The 18,362-nt window shown below is 48.1% G+C and carries 15 protein-coding genes; all 15 read left to right on the top strand.

Annotation, left to right across the window (positions count from 1 at the left end; translation table 11 throughout):
* Nucleotides 1-2: 2 nt before the first annotated feature.
* The 15 genes from DT065_RS03175 (at nt 3) to DT065_RS03105 (ending at nt 17,940) form a co-directional block, all read left to right on the top strand.
* A complete protein-coding gene (locus tag DT065_RS03175; protein WP_114370821.1) occupies nt 3-617 on the top strand; it encodes a chemotaxis protein CheC in 615 nt (204 codons plus the stop codon).
* The gene (locus DT065_RS03170) at nt 614-1,117 is read left to right on the top strand and encodes a chemotaxis protein CheD (protein ID WP_114370819.1); all 504 of its coding nucleotides are present in this window, start codon (nt 614-616) and stop codon (nt 1,115-1,117) included. Before DT065_RS03175 ends, DT065_RS03170 begins: the two co-directional genes overlap by 4 nt.
* A gap of 80 nt (nt 1,118-1,197) precedes the next feature.
* Nucleotides 1,198-1,965 (top strand): FliA/WhiG family RNA polymerase sigma factor, encoded by a 768-nt coding sequence (locus DT065_RS03165; RefSeq protein WP_114370816.1) that lies wholly within the window; start codon nt 1,198-1,200, stop codon nt 1,963-1,965.
* Between the two features lie 41 nt (nt 1,966-2,006).
* The gene (locus DT065_RS03160; RefSeq protein WP_114370813.1) at nt 2,007-3,398 is read left to right on the top strand and encodes a flagellar assembly protein A; all 1,392 of its coding nucleotides are present in this window, start codon (nt 2,007-2,009) and stop codon (nt 3,396-3,398) included.
* A gap of 59 nt (nt 3,399-3,457) precedes the next feature.
* A complete protein-coding gene (locus DT065_RS03155) occupies nt 3,458-3,874 on the top strand; it encodes a DUF6115 domain-containing protein (RefSeq protein WP_114370811.1) in 417 nt (138 codons plus the stop codon).
* Between the two features lie 372 nt (nt 3,875-4,246).
* Entirely contained in the window at nt 4,247-5,008 is a 762-nt protein-coding gene (gene rpsB, locus DT065_RS03150; protein WP_114370808.1) for a 30S ribosomal protein S2, read from the top strand.
* 80 nt (nt 5,009-5,088) lie between these two features.
* On the top strand, nt 5,089-5,970 hold the full coding sequence (gene tsf, locus DT065_RS03145; RefSeq protein ID WP_114370806.1) for a translation elongation factor Ts: 882 nt from the start codon (nt 5,089-5,091) through the stop codon (nt 5,968-5,970).
* Nucleotides 5,971-6,046: 76 nt separating this feature from the next.
* On the top strand, nt 6,047-6,769 hold the full coding sequence (gene pyrH / locus DT065_RS03140) for a UMP kinase (protein ID WP_114370804.1): 723 nt from the start codon (nt 6,047-6,049) through the stop codon (nt 6,767-6,769).
* A gap of 20 nt (nt 6,770-6,789) precedes the next feature.
* Entirely contained in the window at nt 6,790-7,323 is a 534-nt protein-coding gene (frr, locus tag DT065_RS03135; protein ID WP_114376034.1) for a ribosome recycling factor, read from the top strand.
* A 230-nt stretch (nt 7,324-7,553) separates the two neighbouring features.
* Nucleotides 7,554-8,306, top strand: a complete 753-nt coding sequence (uppS, locus tag DT065_RS03130) for an undecaprenyl pyrophosphate synthase (RefSeq protein ID WP_114370801.1) — start codon at nt 7,554-7,556, stop codon at nt 8,304-8,306.
* Between the two features lie 11 nt (nt 8,307-8,317).
* Nucleotides 8,318-9,100, top strand: a complete 783-nt coding sequence (locus tag DT065_RS03125) for a phosphatidate cytidylyltransferase (protein WP_114370799.1) — start codon at nt 8,318-8,320, stop codon at nt 9,098-9,100.
* A gap of 37 nt (nt 9,101-9,137) precedes the next feature.
* On the top strand, nt 9,138-10,289 hold the full coding sequence (dxr, locus tag DT065_RS03120; RefSeq protein WP_114370796.1) for a 1-deoxy-D-xylulose-5-phosphate reductoisomerase: 1,152 nt from the start codon (nt 9,138-9,140) through the stop codon (nt 10,287-10,289).
* Between the two features lie 72 nt (nt 10,290-10,361).
* On the top strand, nt 10,362-11,618 hold the full coding sequence (gene rseP, locus DT065_RS03115) for an RIP metalloprotease RseP (RefSeq protein WP_114370793.1): 1,257 nt from the start codon (nt 10,362-10,364) through the stop codon (nt 11,616-11,618).
* An 87-nt stretch (nt 11,619-11,705) separates the two neighbouring features.
* Nucleotides 11,706-13,403 (top strand): proline--tRNA ligase, encoded by a 1,698-nt coding sequence (locus tag DT065_RS03110; protein ID WP_114370791.1) that lies wholly within the window; start codon nt 11,706-11,708, stop codon nt 13,401-13,403.
* Between the two features lie 238 nt (nt 13,404-13,641).
* Nucleotides 13,642-17,940, top strand: a complete 4,299-nt coding sequence (locus tag DT065_RS03105) for a PolC-type DNA polymerase III (RefSeq protein ID WP_114370789.1) — start codon at nt 13,642-13,644, stop codon at nt 17,938-17,940.
* Nucleotides 17,941-18,362: the final 422 nt, after the last annotated feature.

The following is an 18,362-nucleotide window of genomic DNA, read 5'->3' as shown; positions in this document are numbered from 1 at the left end:
TGATGATAATCATCCGTCAAGATGAATTAGAAAAGATCCGAGAAATTAGCAACATCGGGTTGGGGCACGCGGCAACTTCCCTTTCCCGGTTGCTAAATATGCCATGCAAAATGACGGTGCCGGCCGTTGCGTCCACTGGCTTTGATGAAATTGTTGCGTTGGCAGGAGGTCCCGAAAAGGAAGTAGCTGCTATCTCTCTTAAAATGGAGGGCGCGTTTCGAGGGACGATGCTGTTTATTTTTCCAGCTACCCACGTCTCCAGCATTGTTTGGCAGTTAACCGGGGCGAGCACTGAATTCATGGAGGGCATCGGCTATTCCGCGCTTTGTGAATTTGGCAATATCATTATGGGTGCATATGTGGCGACTTTTGCCGATGTGACACAATTGCATGTTCGCTCGTCGATTCCGGATGTAGTCATCGATATGGCAGGTGCGGCCATAACCTCAAGTCTCTTGCCTCTTTCGTTATATGGGGAGGAAGCTATCTTAATTCAAACGGATTTTAACGATTGGGCGGAAGACAAGCCGGAACGTTTTCAAGCACAGTTTTACTTAATTCCCGAACCCGACAGCATCGATGTCCTTCGGACTGCTTTACAAGGTATGCCGTCATGACGAGCCATGAGAAAACGGTGAAAGTCGGAATGGCGGATATGGATTATTGCTTGGCACCGAATGGGATCGGTACTTCCGGGTTGGGATCATGTGTAGCCATTATCATTTATCCTGCAAACGGTGCGGTAGCTGCCCTCGCGCATGTGATGTTGCCGGAGGCTTCGATTCGCAGAAGCGATGATTTTAAGCGTGCTAAATACGCGGACACAGCCGTGCCGCTGCTCCTTGAAACGGTGCACCGCTTCGGTCCTTTCCGGAAGGCGATGTTGCGCGCGAAAATCGCCGGAGGAGCAAACATGTTTAAACGTTTGTCAACGGTTGATCCAATGATGAAAATTGGCGAACGTAATATCGAAGCGGCAAAACAGGCGTTGGAAGAGGCGAACATCCCGATCATGACGGATGTGACCGGCGGAAACGAAGGGCGCAGTGTTTTATTTTCACTCAAGGATCAGTCGCTTTCGGTACGGACGATTCAAGGCGGGACGAAGTTTTATTGAAAAGGCAAGAAAGGCGATACTTCACCGATTTCTACCAATCTCACCTCTAACTTCTAACCTCTAGTAAGGGAGGAGCAAACATGGAGCGACCAACTGCAATGGAGGATCATTGGGCACGATGGATCAATGAACAAGATGAACAGGCAGCCGAAGCAATCATGGCTGCTCATTCGCCGCTCGTCGATTACCATGTGCAGCGAATTGGCGCTACGCTTCCGACAAATGTGGACCGTGAGGATTTGCGGTCGCAGGGCATGGTCGGTTTATACGATGCATTGTTGAAGTTCGATCATCGCCGTGATTTGAAATTTTATACGTACGCGTCTTTTCGCGTACGCGGGGCCATCATTGACAGTTTACGGAAGGAAGACTGGCTGCCACGCTCTTCGCGGGAAAAGGCAAAAATGATTGATGATACGACGGAAAGGCTTGAACAGCAAAAAGGCAGGCATGTTACGGAACATGAAGTTGCGGATGCGCTTCAGCTCTCCATCGATGACGTTTTAAAAACAACGGCGGAAAATTACATGGCACAGCTCTTATCAATCGACCAAACGCCGGAGGACGAGAACCGGGAAGATACCCATCCTTTACTCGTTCATGATCATCAAACGCTCCCCCCTCATGAAGAGGCAGAGAAAAATGAGACAAAAAAACAGTTGCAATATTTGATCGCGACGCTTCCGGAGAAAGAAAAACTCGTTCTCTCCCTCTTTTACCATGAAGAGCTCACATTAACGGAAATCGGCCGCACGTTACGGTTGTCCACTTCAAGGATTTCTCAACTTCATGCAAAGGCGTTGTTTCGCTTAAAACAAGCATTTCAAAAAGAAGAAGCAAAAATATAACTGTTGGCCTGGCCCCAGATTAATGTAGGAGGCGTGGACGCATGGATCTTACACAGTACTTTAAAGTAAAGGTTTCAGCTGATGCAATGATGGCCAGTTGTTTTTTGATCAAATCCATGAACGACGAGGATTACCATGAAGAAGATATGCAAAAATTTTTGTGCTCTAACGGGGTTGTCTACGGCATTGACGACGAAAGCGTGCAACAACTCGTGGATGACCCGATGCATGTAACGTATCCGTTGGTTGTGGCCAGAGGGAAAAAACCGACCCGCGGGACGGACGCTTATTTGGAAGCGACTCGAAAGAACCCTTCTTCATTACAAGAAGAAAGCGAAGATTCCGGCTCGTCTGTGGATTTGCGGCAAGTAACGGAGATACCGATGGCTTTCCAAAACGAAATTGTTGCTCGCAAAGTGGAAGCAACAACAGGCGAGGCCGGCGTGGATGTATATGGGAACGCTCTTTCCGGTTTAAGAGGGAAAGATTATCCGTTAAGAGCCGGAAAGAACACGACCTTGGCTGAAGACGGGAAAAGCCTGCAAGCGATTGTTAATGGACAATTAAGTATTGTCGGCAGGAAAGTGCATGTCTATCCTGTCTATGAAGTTCACGGTAATCTAACCATGAAAACAGGAAGTATTACTTTTAATGGAAATATTGTCATTCATGGTTCCATTCCTTCCGGCTATCGGGTGATTGCCGATGGAGATATTCATGTCAAAGGATCCGTCGACGCTGCTTATTTACACGCTGGGGGATCTATATTCGTTACCCAAGGAATAGCTAGTCAAGGAAAAGGGGAAATCAACGCGCGCTATGATGTTTATAGCGGATATATCAATCAAGGGATTGTGTTTGCGGGACACAATATTCACGTTACCAACCACATTTTACACAGTCATTGTGAGGCCGGAAATGCATTGATATGCGCGAATGGAAAAGGGAATGTTGTCGGCGGAAAACTTTCCGCCGGGCAGTGGATCAAAGTAAAAGAAGCAGGCAATGCGTTAAATACAAGGACGTCCCTATACATCGGGGTGCAGGAAAAATTACTAAAGGCCCGCAAAGAAGCGGAAAGCGTGTTACTGAACGGAAAAGAAGAAAAGGCCAAGCTGCAAACATTACAAAAAAAATTAGCGAAAAAAGAAAAGGAGAACCCTCCTCTCTCAACGAACGATCGAATCATGAAACTTCGAATCCGCCATTCGTTGAATGAACTTTTCAACCGAATGCGAGATGCCGCTGACACCTTGCAAGTCGTTAATGACCAGATGGTCGAGCAGGATAACGATGGGGTTTTTATTACGAGTCAAGCATTTGTGAATACGAACGTACATATCGGCAAATATAAACGCAGCCTAACGAAAAACAGAAGCGCGGTTAAAATTTTTTTGGCCGAAGGTGATATTCGCATCGAACAACATAGATAAATGAGGTTATCCCTCTCTATAGAGCTTGTTAACGGGCATGAAAAAAGAGGAGGCTAATTGTGACAGCCTTTGTAATTATAAGTATACTCCTGCACCTCGTTTCTCTTGCCGCTATCGCTTATCTTTTTCTGAAAAACGCCGCTCCCGGAGATGAAATCGAACAATTGCTAAAAAAATATACAACTGAAATGAATGAAGACAATGAGCGATTGCTCCGCCGATTACAGCCCGAGCAAGTGCAAACGCCAAAGCACACGTTCGAGTCCGAGCTTGCACAGGCAGCCGGAAAGGTTGAAAGGCAGGAAAAAGGGTATGAGCCCCCGGAACCAGTCGGTGAAAACGAAGCACGAGTAACGCCGGCCGCACAAGCATTAAGATTGGCGCAAACAGGCAAAAGTACACAGGAGATTGCCGAGGACCTTACCCTTGGTTATGGAGAGGTTGAATGGTTGCTACAAAAACATGGACGAAGGTGAACGAATAGGGTAAAGCCAGGCAGCCTTTTCCGGGGAAGACGCCGGGTGTTGGAAAAGGTTTACTAAGAGAGATTCCAGGCAATCCTATTAAAAGTTAGCCTTATCGCAGGAACAAATCATAGAAGCGCAACATAATTGCTTGTCGAGCCCCTTCCTCTTATGGTATAGTTACTGCGGTGTAAATGAATACACACGCTTGCTGATTCGAACAACGGTGCCGTCCAATGACCACGGTTTTGTTCTACTATCAAGAAAGGTCAAAGAATCAAAGGATAGTAATGGGGAAACGACAGCTTTTGCGCTGGAGCATAAGTTGCGTTTTTCCAGGAAGATGATGCAAAGCGGAGGAAAAAACCGAAGGAGGAAAAAAATATGGCTGTTATTTCCATGAAACAGTTACTGGAAGCAGGTGTGCATTTCGGCCACCAAACAAGACGCTGGAACCCGAAGATGGGTCGTTACATCTTCACGGAACGAAACGGCATCTATATCATCGATCTGCAAAAAACGGTGAAAAAAGTAGATGAAACCTATAAATATGTACGCAATTTGGCTGCGGACGGCGGCAAAATCTTGTTTGTCGGTACGAAAAAACAGGCGCAAGAGTCCGTACAGGAAGAGGCTTCCCGTTGCGGGATGTACTATGTGAACCAACGGTGGTTAGGTGGTACATTAACAAACTTCCAGACGATCAGAAAACGGATCCAACGCTTGAAAGATTTGGAAACGATGCAGGAAGACGGCACGTTTGACGTTCTTCCCAAAAAAGAAGTAACGGTTTTGGAAAAAGAAATGGATCGCCTGGAAAAATTCTTGGGCGGTATTAAAGAAATGAAAGGTTTACCTGACGCCGTTTTCATTATTGACCCGCGCAAAGAGCGGATCGCCGTTGCGGAAGCACGCAAACTCAATATTCCGATCATCTCCATTGTCGACACCAATTGTGATCCGGATGAAATTGATTACGTCATTCCGGGTAACGATGATGCCATTCGCGCGGTGCGTTTGCTGACATCAAAAATGGCGGACGCTGTTGTGGAAGCAAGCCAGGGCGAAGAAGAAAAAGTGGCGGATGAAGAACAAACAGAACCGGAAAAGGAACCTGAACCGGCAACCACAAACGCCGAAGAATAAGGAAGAGAAAACGGGGTGACAAGGGCGAGTCCCATGTCACCTTTTTTCCACGAAAAACACAAATAAGAGGAGGAGTTTACATGGCCATCAGCGCAAGCAAGGTCAAAGAATTACGGGAAAAAACCGGCGCCGGTATGATGGATTGCAAAAAGGCGCTAACAGAAACAGACGGAAATATGGAAGAAGCGGTTGCTTTTCTGCGTGAAAAAGGAATTTCCAAAGCTGCCAAGAAAGCGGACCGCGTCGCGGCAGAAGGATTGGCGAATGTCAAAGTTGACGGCAACAAAGCAGTGATTGTGGAAATCAACGCGGAAACTGATTTTGTAGCGAAAAACGAAAACTTTCAAAAGGCCGTTTCGACGATTTCCCAGCATTTGCTCGACCAGCAACCTAACGATCTTGAAATGGCGTTGGCGCAAACGACCGAAGGCGGAGTTACGCTTGAACAGTATATTAACGAACAGATCGCGACCATCGGCGAGAAAATTTCACTAAGGCGCTTCGCGGTTGTAGAAAAAACGGAAAACCAAGCATTCGGCGCTTACCTTCATATGGGAGGAAGCATCGGCGTCCTTGCCGTGGTCGACGGCACAACGGATGAATCGGTTGCTAAAGATATAGCAATGCATGTGGCCGCGATTAAACCGACGTACGTATCGCGCGATGAAGTTCCCGAAGAAGAAGTCAATAATGAAAGAGAAATTCTTAAGCAACAAGCGCTTAATGAAGGAAAACCGGAAAATATTGTTGAAAAAATGGTGGAAGGACGCTTGAAGAAATTTTTCCAGCAAGTGACCCTTCTTGATCAGGAATTTGTGAAAGACAGCGATCAGACCGTCGAACAATATGTGAAAAGCCAAAACGCGGCCGTTACCTCCTTTATTCGCTATGAAGTGGGAGAAGGAATGGAGAAAAAAGAGGAGAATTTTGCCGACGAAGTCATGTCGCAAGTGAAAGATTAAAGGCCAACGGCGGGCGCCCGGTGGGGTTTCTCACTTCCCGCCTCCCGCCTCTCACTTCTAGCAATGGAGGCGTACGATGCACAACTACAAACGAGTGATTTTGAAATTAAGCGGAGAGGCTCTTGCCGGAGAACAAGGCTATGGCATTGATCCCAACGTCATCCAATCCATTGCTTCCCAGCTAAAGGGAGTAGCCGCGTTAGGCACTGAGGTGGCCATCGTTGTCGGAGCCGGTAATATTTGGAGGGGGATGGCAGGTAGCTCTCAAGGAATGGATCGCGCCACCGCTGACTATATGGGGATGCTTGCAACGGTCATGAACGCCCTAGCTTTACAGGACAGCCTTGAAGAAATTGAAGTGGAAAGCAGGGTGCAAACGAGCATAGAGATGCGGCAAGTCGCTGAACCATACATACGTCGCAAAGCCATCCGACACTTGGAAAAAAAGCGCGTCGTCGTCTTTGCAGCCGGTACCGGCAATCCTTATTTTACCACCGATACAACTGCGGCATTACGGGCAGCGGAAATCGAAGCCGATGTGATCTTAATGGCAAAAAATAATGTGGACGGCGTTTATGACGCGGACCCCGCGGAGAATGAAAATGCGGTTAAATACCGAGAGTTATCCTATTTTGACGTTTTAAAGGACGGCTTGGGCGTGATGGATTCGACCGCTTCATCCTTGTGCATGGATAACAACATCCCGGTCATCGTTTTCTCTATTTCAAAAGAAGGAAATATTAAAAGGGCGGTTCAAGGTGAAGACATCGGAACCGTCGTAAGGGGGAATGGATCTTGAATGACGCACTAAAAAAAGACATGAAAGACCGAATGGAAAAAACAGTAGATGCTTTAAACCGTGAACTTGCAACATTGCGTGCCGGTCGCGCGAACCCGGCGATTCTCGATAAGGTTGTCGTCAATTATTACGGAATGGAAACACCGCTCAATCAGTTGGCCGGCATTTCGGTGCCCGAAGGACGATTGCTCGTTGTCTCTCCTTTTGACAAATCCGCCATCGGTGATATCGAGAAGGCGATCCAAAAAGCGGATCTCGGCCTTACCCCCAATAACGACGGCCAAGTGATTCGCATTACGATCCCGGCGCTCACGGAAGAACGCCGCAAAGAATTAGCAAAACTTGTGCGCAAATATGCCGAAGATGCACGTGTTTCTATCCGCAATATCCGCCGAGATATCAACGATCAAGTAAAAAAACAGGAAAAAAGCGGAGATATAGCGGAAGATGAATCCAGACGTGCACAAGATGAAATCCAAAAAATCACGGATGGACATGTAAAAACCATCGATCAAGCGGCAGAAGAGAAAGAAAAAGACATTATGGAAGTGTAAGTCTTCCTGATGCGCGAAAACCCTCTGCTTAAAAGAGGGTTTTAGCTGTTAAGGAGCGCCGGCAAAGCGACGCAAAAAAATGCCGGTACTCCTACGTCCTTATCCGTCGGCGGTTTAGACCGACGCGGATCACACCGGATGTGGAATAATCCGAAGCGGGAGAGGTGGGGAATCGTTATCCCTATCCCCACCTCTCAATTCCTACATCCAGCAAGGCTGGTGCGTAAACCATGTTGGGAAGGTTTTTTAATCATCAGAAAGAGTCACAGGCCGTGGATGTGAAAATGGACGTTCCTCGCCATGTTGCCATCATTATGGATGGGAATGGACGATGGGCGTTGAAACGGGGAATGCCGAGAAATATTGGCCACCGTGAAGGCATGAAAACGATCCATCGCATTGCAGAATACGCGAATCATATGGGTGTGAAAGTGCTTACGTTGTTTGCGTTTTCGTCGGAAAACTGGTTACGTCCCAAGACAGAAGTCGACTTTATTCTTCGTCTCCCGGAACGTTTTTTATCCAGTGAATTGCCAAAGCTGCAAGCGAACAATGTACAAGTTCGCGTCATGGGTGCCGTTGAAGCGTTGCCTTCCCATACAAAAAAAGCAGTTGACACGGTGATGTTCGAGACGGCGGATAACGATGGCATCATTTTAAATTTGGCGCTTAATTATGGAGGAAGAGCGGATATTGTTCAAGCAGTGAAGCGTCTGAGTAGCGACGTTGAACAAGGGCGTTGCCAAATTGAAGACATCACGGAAGAGATGATTTCCGAAAAGCTGTATACTTCAGATTTTCCCGACCCTGATTTGTTAATCAGAACGAGCGGGGAAATTCGTTTGAGCAATTTCATGCTTTGGCAAATGGCTTACAGCGAATTCTGGTTTACCGATGTATTGTGGCCGGATTTCGGCACCGAGCATTTTGCCGAGGCCGTTTCGGTTTTCCAACAACGTAAGCGTCGATATGGCGGGGTGTAAGGAGCGTTCGCATGAAGCAAAGAGTAGTAACCGCATTACTTGGACTTGTCATTTTTCTCGCCCCACTCGTCACCGGCGGGTCTGTTTTTATTGCCCTTGTTACGGCAATGGCGATCGTTGGCTTCATAGAGATGTTGAGAATGAGGCGGCTGACCATTTTTTCCCTTCCTGCTTTCATTGGGTTGCTTCTGTCTCTTTGTCTATTGATCGCGGGGCCGCAAACAGCGTTTGTATCTAATGAAACCCTATTGACGAGTGTTATGATTGCTGTTTGGTTGTTGCTGCTCGTAACGGTCTTTTCCGCCAATAGGTACGATGTTGAAAAGGTTGCCTTTGTCTTATTTTCCGCCCTTTATGTCGGATTCGGGTTACATTTTTTTCTGGCGGCTCGCCTGGAGGAAGGATTTACTTTTGTCCTTTTCGTCCTGATCGCTATTTGGGCAACGGATACGGGCGCTTATCTTTTCGGACGAAAATTCGGAAAGCGTCCCCTCTGGCCGAAAATCTCCCCGAAGAAAACGGTTGAAGGTGCGATGGGAGGCTTTTTGCTGGCTTTCGCGACAAGTTTCATTTTCGCTTCGTTTTGGCCACCATTTGCCTCCTTGTGGGCCACGTTCTTCGCGGTGCTCGTTATTTCTGTTGCCGGCCAATGCGGAGATCTCGTGGAGTCTGCCATTAAACGCTATTATAATGTGAAAGATTCCGGCAAGATCCTCCCCGGCCACGGCGGTATTCTTGATCGTTTCGATAGTCTTATTTTCGTGTTTCCCGTTCTTTATGTACTAATGATTTAATGGGCCCGTTTACGGGTGTGAAGAAGGTGAACTTTGAATGAAAAAAGTGGCTGTACTTGGATCTACAGGGTCGATCGGCACGCAAACCCTTGACGTCATCCGGCAACATCCGGATCGGTTTCGGGTAACCCTGCTAGCCTGTGGCCGAAACATTGAGCTCGTAAAAAAGCAAATCGCCGAATTTCAACCTGCGGTGGCCGCCATTGCAAATGAAAGCGATCGGGGAAAATTGGAAGGCCATCTCCCGTCGGGGACACGGTTAATCGCGGGTGAATCGGCATTGTTGGAGGCCCTTGACGAAACGGATGCAGCATTCGTGATGAACGCCATGGTGGGAAGCCAAGGCCTTAAACCGACGATGGTCGCGATTAAAGCAGGAAAAACGATTGGGATCGCCAATAAGGAAACCCTTGTAACCGCGGGTCATCTCGTTACCGCTGCTTGTAAACGTTACGGGGCACAATTGATTGCCGTCGACAGCGAGCACTCTGCGATTTTGCAGAGTCTACAAGGAAGCAATCGCAACGATGTAGAGCGACTGATCATTACCGCCTCCGGAGGAAGCTTTCGCGATTGGAGCGTCGAGGAAATCCAACATGCCAAACCGAAAGATGCGTTGAAACATCCGAATTGGTCGATGGGACAAAAGGTAACCATCGATTCTGCCACGATGATGAATAAAGGGCTTGAAGTCATTGAAGCCCATTGGTTGTTTGACATGCCTTATGAAAACATTGATGTCGTCATCCATCGGGAAAGCATTATTCATTCTCTTGTTGAATATCAGGATAAGAGTGTGATTGCACAGCTGGGGGCCCCGGATATGAAAGGGCCGATCCAATACGCGCTCACCTTCCCGGACAGGCTTGAATTACTTGGTCCGGAAAGGTTAAACTTATGGGAAGTCGGAACGCTACATTTTGAAAAAATCGACCCGGTGAAGCACCAATGTTTATTGATGGCTTATCAGGCCGGTAAAACGGGTGGTTCGATGCCAACGGTGTTAAACGCGGCGAATGAAATCGCCGTTCAACGTTTTTTGGAAGGAGAGCTTTCGTTCCCAGGCATCGCAACCGTCATTGAACGTGCCCTCGCGGCTCATTCCGTGGTCGCAGATCCATCCATTGAAGAAGTGTTGGAGATTGATGAAGAAACACGAAGGCGGGTAAGAACTGGAAGGGAGAGGTGAGAGGGGGATGCGGCTACGCCCCCTTACACCTGTCCATTCTGATATGCAACCCAAAAAGAAGGTGAGAAGCACGTGCAAACGTTCATTGCCATCATCGTGATTTTTGGTCTCATTATCGCCATTCATGAGTGGGGCCATCTCTACGCGGCGAAAAAAGTAGGCATTCTTTGTCGGGAATTCGCGATCGGTTTCGGCCCGAAATTGTTTTCCAAGAAAAAAAACGAGACGGTTTATACGTTACGGTTGCTCCCGCTCGGCGGTTTCGTTCGAATGGCCGGTGAAGACCCGGAAATCGTGCAGATTAAACCTGGGTACGAAGTCGGCTTAACGTTTCATTCGGATGACACCGTAAAAGAAATCATTGTGAATAACAAGGCGAAACATGCCGATGCAAAAATTGTTTCGGTTGAACGGGCCGACCTTGAACATCAGCTATTTATCGAAGGGTATAGTGACGATGAAGAAGGCTTGATTCGTTACGACGTCCACAGCCAAGCGGATATGATTGTGGATGAAGAGCGCGAGCAAATTGCTCCCTGGGACCGGCAATTCGGATCAAAAAAACCGTGGAAAAAAACCGTTGCTATTTTTGCGGGACCGGCAATGAATTTCGTTCTTGCTTTTATCTTATTTTTGCTCTATGGGCTTATCCAGGGGATTCCCCAACCGGTCGTTTCGAACGTGATGGACGATAGTGTCGCTGAAGAAGTAGGATTGGCCGAAGGGGATAGAATTGTCTCCATTGAAGGAGAATCCATTGAAGGCTGGACAGATATGACGCAAATCATTCAGCAACAGCCGAATGAAGAAATCACGATGCTGGTAGATCGAGACGGATCGAATGAATCATTCACGATGGTGGTGGATAGCGTCTACGAGGACGTGGTCGATACGGAAATCGGCCAAATCGGCGTTGAACCGACGTGGAGCCATTCCGTGTTTGAATCGTTTCAATACAGCCTCTCGCAAATTCAGGAAGTGGTCGTATTAATTTTCGAGGTTCTTCAGCTCATTTTCACCGGAGATTTTTCCCTGGATTATTTAGCCGGACCGGTAGGTATTTATGACTACACAGGGGAAGTGATGCAAATGGGCTTCCTCATTTTGGTCAGCTGGACAGCGATGCTTAGCGTCAATATTGGGCTCATCAACCTGTTGCCGCTACCTGCTCTTGATGGGGGGCGACTGGTCTTTATCGGTTTGGAAGCGATTCGCCGGAAGCCGATTGATCCGAACAAAGAAGGCGTAGCCCATTTTGTCGGTTTTGCTCTGCTTATGCTCCTCGTGCTCATGGTCACTTGGAACGATTTAAATCGTTTATTTATGTAACGTTAGATGGGAGAGGTCGGAGGTGAGACGGCCAATCGGTCTTCCGGCCTCTGACTTCTGATTTTCTGAAAGGGAGGGGTTCAGCGCATGAGACAACAAACGTTTTTCAGTCCAACGATGCGAGATGTGCCCGCGGATGCGGAAACCATCAGCCATCAATTGATGTTGCGTGCCGGATTAATGCGGCAAACGGCAGCTGGTATTTATACATATTTGCCGCTCGGCACCCGGGTATTGCACAAGATCCAAGCGATCATTAGAGAGGAAATGAATCGCGCGGGGGCACAAGAATTATTAATGCCGGCGGTCCAACCGGCTGAACTTTGGGAAGAGTCCGGTCGCTTGGATGATTACGGACCGGAGCTAATGAGGCTCAACGACCGGCACGATCGTCGTTTCGTCCTCGGTCCCACCCATGAAGAAGTGATCACCTCTGTCGTTCGCGATGGTATCCACTCTTACAAGCGATTGCCGATCAATGTGTATCAAATACAAACAAAATATCGGGACGAACGTCGTCCGCGTTTTGGTTTGTTGCGAGGTCGGGAATTTATTATGAAAGATGCTTATTCATTTGAAACCTCGGAAGAAGCACTCGCCGAAACCTATGAAGTTATGTATGACACGTACAAGCATATTTTTCGTCGCTGCGGGCTTGATGTACGCGCGGTGGAAGCAGATGCGGGTGCCATCGGAGGCACCGGGGGCACGCATGAATTTATGGCGCTTTCCGATGTCGGCGAGGACACAATCGCTTATTCCGATCACTCCGATTACGCCGCAAACATTGAAATAGCGGCTGTATCTCCGCCTGACAGGGAACAGGAAGGAACGTCGGAAGCTCTTTCGGTTGAAAAAGGATATAAAAGCGGAGAAGCGGCAGCAACTGCCGCTGGCCTGCCCATGTCTTCGGTGATTACCGGCCGGCTTTTTTATATTGACAAAGCCCCCGTTTTCATTCTTACACGGGGCAATCACGAAATCAGCGATGTGAAAGTCAGCAACCATTTTGACACCTTAGACGTCGAAATGGCGACGGGTACACAAGTGCATGAACAATTCGGCACATCTTCGGCTTTCATTGGACCGGTGGAAGCGCCGTCAAATGTAACAATTGTCGCCGATCAATCGATCCGGCCCCTCGTCAATGCCATTTGCGGCGGTAATCAAGATGAGGCTTTTTATGTCAATGTCGACCATCGTCGTGATTTTCACGTCGACGTTTTTGCCGATTTTCGCATCATCCAGGAAGGAGATCCTTCCCCCGACGGTGAAGGAACAATTCAGTTTGCCGAAGGCATTGAAGTTGGACAAGTATTCAGCCTCGGAACGAAATATTCGGAAGCTTTGGGTGCCCAGTTTCTGGATGAAAACGGCAAAAGCAGGCCGATGCAAATGGGCTGCTACGGCATTGGCGTCAGCCGTACGTTAGCTGCCGTTGTGGAGCAGCACCACGACGAAGACGGCATCATTTGGCCAAAAGCAATTGCGCCGTTTGATTTGCATTTGCTCGTCATCAATCCGAAAGATGAAGCACAATTGACGATCGGGGATAACCTTTACGAGGCGCTTCAGGCAGAAGGCTATGACGTTCTATTTGACGACCGCAAAGAACGGGCAGGCGTGAAGTTTAAGGATGCCGATCTCTACGGTATACCCATTCGCGTCGCTGCCGGCAAAAAAGCCAGTGAAGGTATCATCGAAGTAAAAGACAGAAAAACAGGCGAAGTAACGGAAGTACAAGCAGAAAACTTATCCGCGTACTTAAACGATATCGGATGGTAAAAGGGTTTAGCTGGGTGAGGTTCTAGTACTCTATTCCAGAAACTCAGATCACAGCGTGATATGCGACCCATTTGGGGTACAATTACGCAAAAATCGTCCCTCTCAGAGTGGAAATCCACCCTTTAGAGGTATGATTGATGCTAGTCTTATACTTGGACACACGGACGGGGTTGAGGGTTAAAGGTTTTTCTAACTTCTCACCTCTCACCTCCAGAAAGAAAGGACGGTCGGTTTGCCTATGGATGACAGCGCTGTTCGGTATGAACGGTTTCAACTTCTTATGGAACAGATTGGGATCCCTGAAGATGTTTATCAATCAGAGCTACACTCTGGGCGCATCGAAAAATTAGATGTTTATCGGGAAGCACGCAAATGGCATTTTACATTCAGGTTGGACAAGCCGGTAAATGCGTTCGCGATCCAACTGTTGAAGGAAAAGCTGGATGCAGGATTCCGGGAAATGGCCTCGATAGATTTTTCCATCGTTTATGATGAAGGCAGCATTCCCCCCGAACAAGTGACACCGTATTGGCCCGCGATCATTGCCAAAGCCCGAGACCTCCCCGATCATATCGCCCTGAAGCTGGAACGATCCGAACCGGCTGTAAACGGACGTTCCTTGATTCTTACGTGCCACAGTGAAGTGGAAGCCAATTCCCTTTCCAAACAGGCAGGACCTGTTTTGGAGGCCGCGATGGAATCGTTAGGGTTCGAAGCGCTTACCTTTTCCCCCAAAGTCGAAGTGGCTACCGAGGAAGAAACCCGCTTTTTAGAGCAAAAAAAAGAAGAAGAACAATCCAAAGTCATTGAAGCAATGATGGAACAACAAAAAAAGGAACAACAAGCGGAACCGAAAGCGAAAAAAAGCCTACAAATCGGTTACCCGATAAAAGAGGAGCCCCTCCCGCTTGCGTCCATCCAGGATGAAGAACGGCGAGTGACGATTCAGGGATACGTGTTTCAGGCAGAAACGCGTGAGCTAAGAAGCGGTCGAATGCTATTAACGTTTAAACTGACCGATTACACAGACTCTTTGCTTGTGAAAATGTTTTCCAGAGATAAGGAGGACATCCCGCTATTTAATGAAGTGAAAGCGGGCAAGTGGTTGAAAGCAAGGGGGGGCATTCAAGATGATACGTTTGTTCGTGACCTCGTTATGATTGCCAATGACGTCACGGAAGTTCAAATTGCGCGGCGGATGGATGAAGCCCCTGAAGATGATAAACGAATTGAATTGCACGCGCATACGACGATGAGCCAAATGGACGGCGTGGCAACTCCGAGTGAAATTGTGGAAAAGGCAGCAGAGTGGGGGCATAAAGCTGTCGCGATTACGGATCACGGAGTCGTGCAGGCCTTCCCCGAAGCTTACGCGGCAGCTAAAAAAAATGATATAAAACTGCTTTACGGAATGGAAGCTTATCTCGTTGATGATGGTGTGCCGATCGCGTACAACGAGAGCGAACGAGATCTAGCTGCATCAACGTTTGTCGTCTTTGATGTGGAGACGACCGGGCTCTCGGCTGTCTATGATACGATCATTGAATTGGCTGCCGTAAAAGTGGCGAACGGTGAGATTGTCGATCGTTTTGAATCATTTGCACAGCCGCATGTCCCCTTACCCGCGAAGATCACTGAACTTACCGGTATTACCGATGAAATGCTGAAAGATGCCCCCGAGGTCAGCGATGTCTTGCAACAGTTTGCGGACTTTGTCGGCGACGCGGGCCTTGTCGCACATAACGCAAGCTTTGATATCGGGTTTATCAACGCCGGTTATAAAAAAGAAGGCTGGCCTGAGGTGGAACAACCGGTCGTCGACACGTTGGAATTTGCCCGATTTTTATTTCCCAATATGAAAAATCATCGGCTGAACACGTTATGCAAAGCGTTTGATATTGAACTTGTCAGTCACCACCGCGCTATTTATGATACGGAAGCCACGGCGTACCTTTTTATGAAAATGGTCCGGGACGCCAAGGAACAGGGCATTGATCAGCATCGTCAACTTAATGAAAATATTGGTCAAGGCGATTTTTATAAAAACAGACCTTCCCATTGCACGATTCTCGTTCAAAATCAAGAAGGCTTGAAAAACTTGTATCAACTCGTGTCCTTGTCCCATTTATCGTATTTTTTCCGAACACCGCGAATCCCGCGTTCAAAGCTTGTCCAGTATAGAGAAGGGTTGCTGGTCGGCACGGGCTGTGAGCAGGGGGAAGTCTTTGAAACAATGATGCAAAAATCTGCCGAAGAAGCAGAGAAGGCGGCGCGTTTCTATGATTTTATTGAAATTCAGCCGCCGGAGATCCATGGCCATCTATTGGAAAAAGACATCATTAGAAGTGAAGCGCAACTCTTGGACATTATGCGAAAGTTGTACGACGTTGGCGAACGTCTGTCAATACCGGTCGTCGCTACCGGAAATGTCCATTATTTAGAACCGGAAGATCATATCTATCGAAAAATCCTCGTCTCCTCTCAAGGCGGAGCGAACCCGTTGAATAAACAAACGATGCCGAAGGTGCACTTTCGCACGACCGGGGAAATGCTGAAGGCATTTGCTTTCCTAGGGGAAGAAAAGGCGCGTCAAGCCGTCGTCGCATATCCAAAAAAGATCGCCGATGAGATCGAAGCGATCGCCCCGGTTCCAAGCGGTTTGTACCCGCCAAACATCGAGGGCGCTGACGAAGAAATGCGGACACTCACCTATGGAAAAGCAAAAAGGATATACGGGGAGAACCTCCCTCCCATTGTCGAAGATCGTCTGGAAAAGGAATTGGAAAGCATCATCGGTCATGGGTACGGCGTAATCTATTTGATCTCCCATAAACTCGTCAAACGCTCCTTGGATGATGGGTATCTCGTCGGCTCCCGCGGTTCAGTCGGGTCTTCCTTCGTGGCGACGATGTCCGATATCACAGAAGTCAATCCGTTGCCGCCCCATTACGTTTGTCCGGGCTGTTGCCATTCCATTTTTTATGACGATGGGTCGGTAGCGTCGGGGTATGACTTGCCGGATCAATCCTGTGAGCAATGTGGCGCCACGTATATCCGAGAAGGCCATGACATTCCCTTCGAAACGTTTCTCGGCTTTAAAGGTGACAAAGTCCCTGATATCGATTTAAATTTTTCCGGAGAATACCAGCCACGCGCGCATGCCTATACCCGTGAATTGTTCGGGGATGATAAAGTGTTTCGAGCGGGAACGATCGGCACGGTTGCGGATAAAACGGCTTATGGGTTCGTTCGCGGGTACCAAAATGACCATCAGATTAACCATATCCGCGGCGCTGAAATTGACCGCCTCGTCCATGGTTGCACCGGAGCGAAAAGAACCACCGGTCAACATCCGGGCGGGATCATCGTCGTCCCCGGAGATAAAGATATCCACGATTTTTGTCCGGTCCAATACCCGGCGGATGACAAAAATGCGAGTTGGAAAACAACGCATTTTGATTTTCACTCTATCGACGATAACTTATTAAAACTCGATATTCTCGGCCACGACGATCCGACGGTCATCCGGATGTTGCAGGATTTGAGCGGCATCGATCCGAACGATGTTCCCGTGGATGATCCCGACGTCATGCGTATATTTGAAGGGCCGGAAGTGCTCGGCGTCACCCCGGAACAAATTATGTGCAAAACTGGCACCTATGGAATTCCGGAGTTCGGCACACGTTTCGTTCGGCAAATGTTGGAAGAAACGAAGCCGAAGAAGTTTTCCGAGCTTCTGCAAATTTCCGGTTTGTCCCACGGGGCCGATGTTTGGCTCGGAAATGCGGATGAATTAATCCGCGATGGGATTTGTGAACTGAAAGACGTGATTGGCCTGAGAGACGACATTATGGTTAATCTCATTTATAAAGGGTTGGAACCATCGCTTGCTTTTAAAATTACCGAATTCGTCCGTAAAGGAAGAGGGTTGGAACAAGAATGGATTGACGAGATGAAAAAGCACGGCGTCCCCGATTGGTACATTCAGTCCTGTTTGAAAATCAAGTATATGTTCCCGAAGGCGCACGCGGCGGCTTATGTACTGATGGCGGTAAGAATCGCTTATTTTAAAGTCCACCATCCGATACTGTTCTACGCTGCTTATTTTAGCGTACGAGCCAGCGATTTCGAGCTTGACACGATGCAAAAAGGAAGCGCGGCGATCCGGGCACGCATCGAAGACATCCAAGCCAAAGGGTTTGATGCGGCACCAAAAGAAAAAAGCTTGGTGACGGTATTAGAACTGGCGTTGGAAATGACGGAGCGCGGTTTTTCGTTCGGAGCGATCGATCTTTATCGATCAGAGGCAAGCACGTTCATCGTGGATGGAGACACATTGATCCCACCGTTTGGCGCGTTGGAAGGGGTAGGCGCCAATGCCGCCAAAAACATCGTAGACGCGCGAGCGAATGGAGAGTTTTTATCCAAAGAAGACTTGCAGCAAAAAAGCAAAGCGACGAAAAACGTCATTCAAATTTTGGAGACGAGCGGCTGCCTGGAAGGTCTGCCGGATTCGAATCAGCTTTCGTTATTCTAGTGCAGAACGACCGAAATAGACGATCACCTGTAGTTGCATACGGAGGATCCCGTGAATCTTCATTTTCAAAGCCGGAATGTCAGGGCAAGAACGAGCGGTATTGGTGACCTAACGCGCGATCGTAGACATCATTCAGTCACCCACAACGGTACATGGTTTTTAAACGCATGAGCATGTTGTTCGGTGTTTGTGACGCTAAAAGATGATGCTGGGGATCGAGGTTTAGGTTCACTCGATTTTGGCAAAAATAAATAACAGCAAGGGAAATGTTACGCGAAGAGGGCTCCCTCGGTCCCCGCGACACTTGCAATCGTTGGGAAATTGTGATATTTTAACGTTGGCAACAGATGGATACGTACGGAGAAAAGAGTGGGCCCTGTACCCACTCTTTCTGCTTGTACCTCGAAAGAATTTTTCGCAAA

The organism is Salicibibacter kimchii (assembly GCF_003336365.1).
Lineage (GTDB): Bacteria > Bacillota > Bacilli > Bacillales > Marinococcaceae > Salicibibacter > Salicibibacter kimchii.
This window is presented reverse-complemented; position numbering and strand designations above follow the sequence as displayed.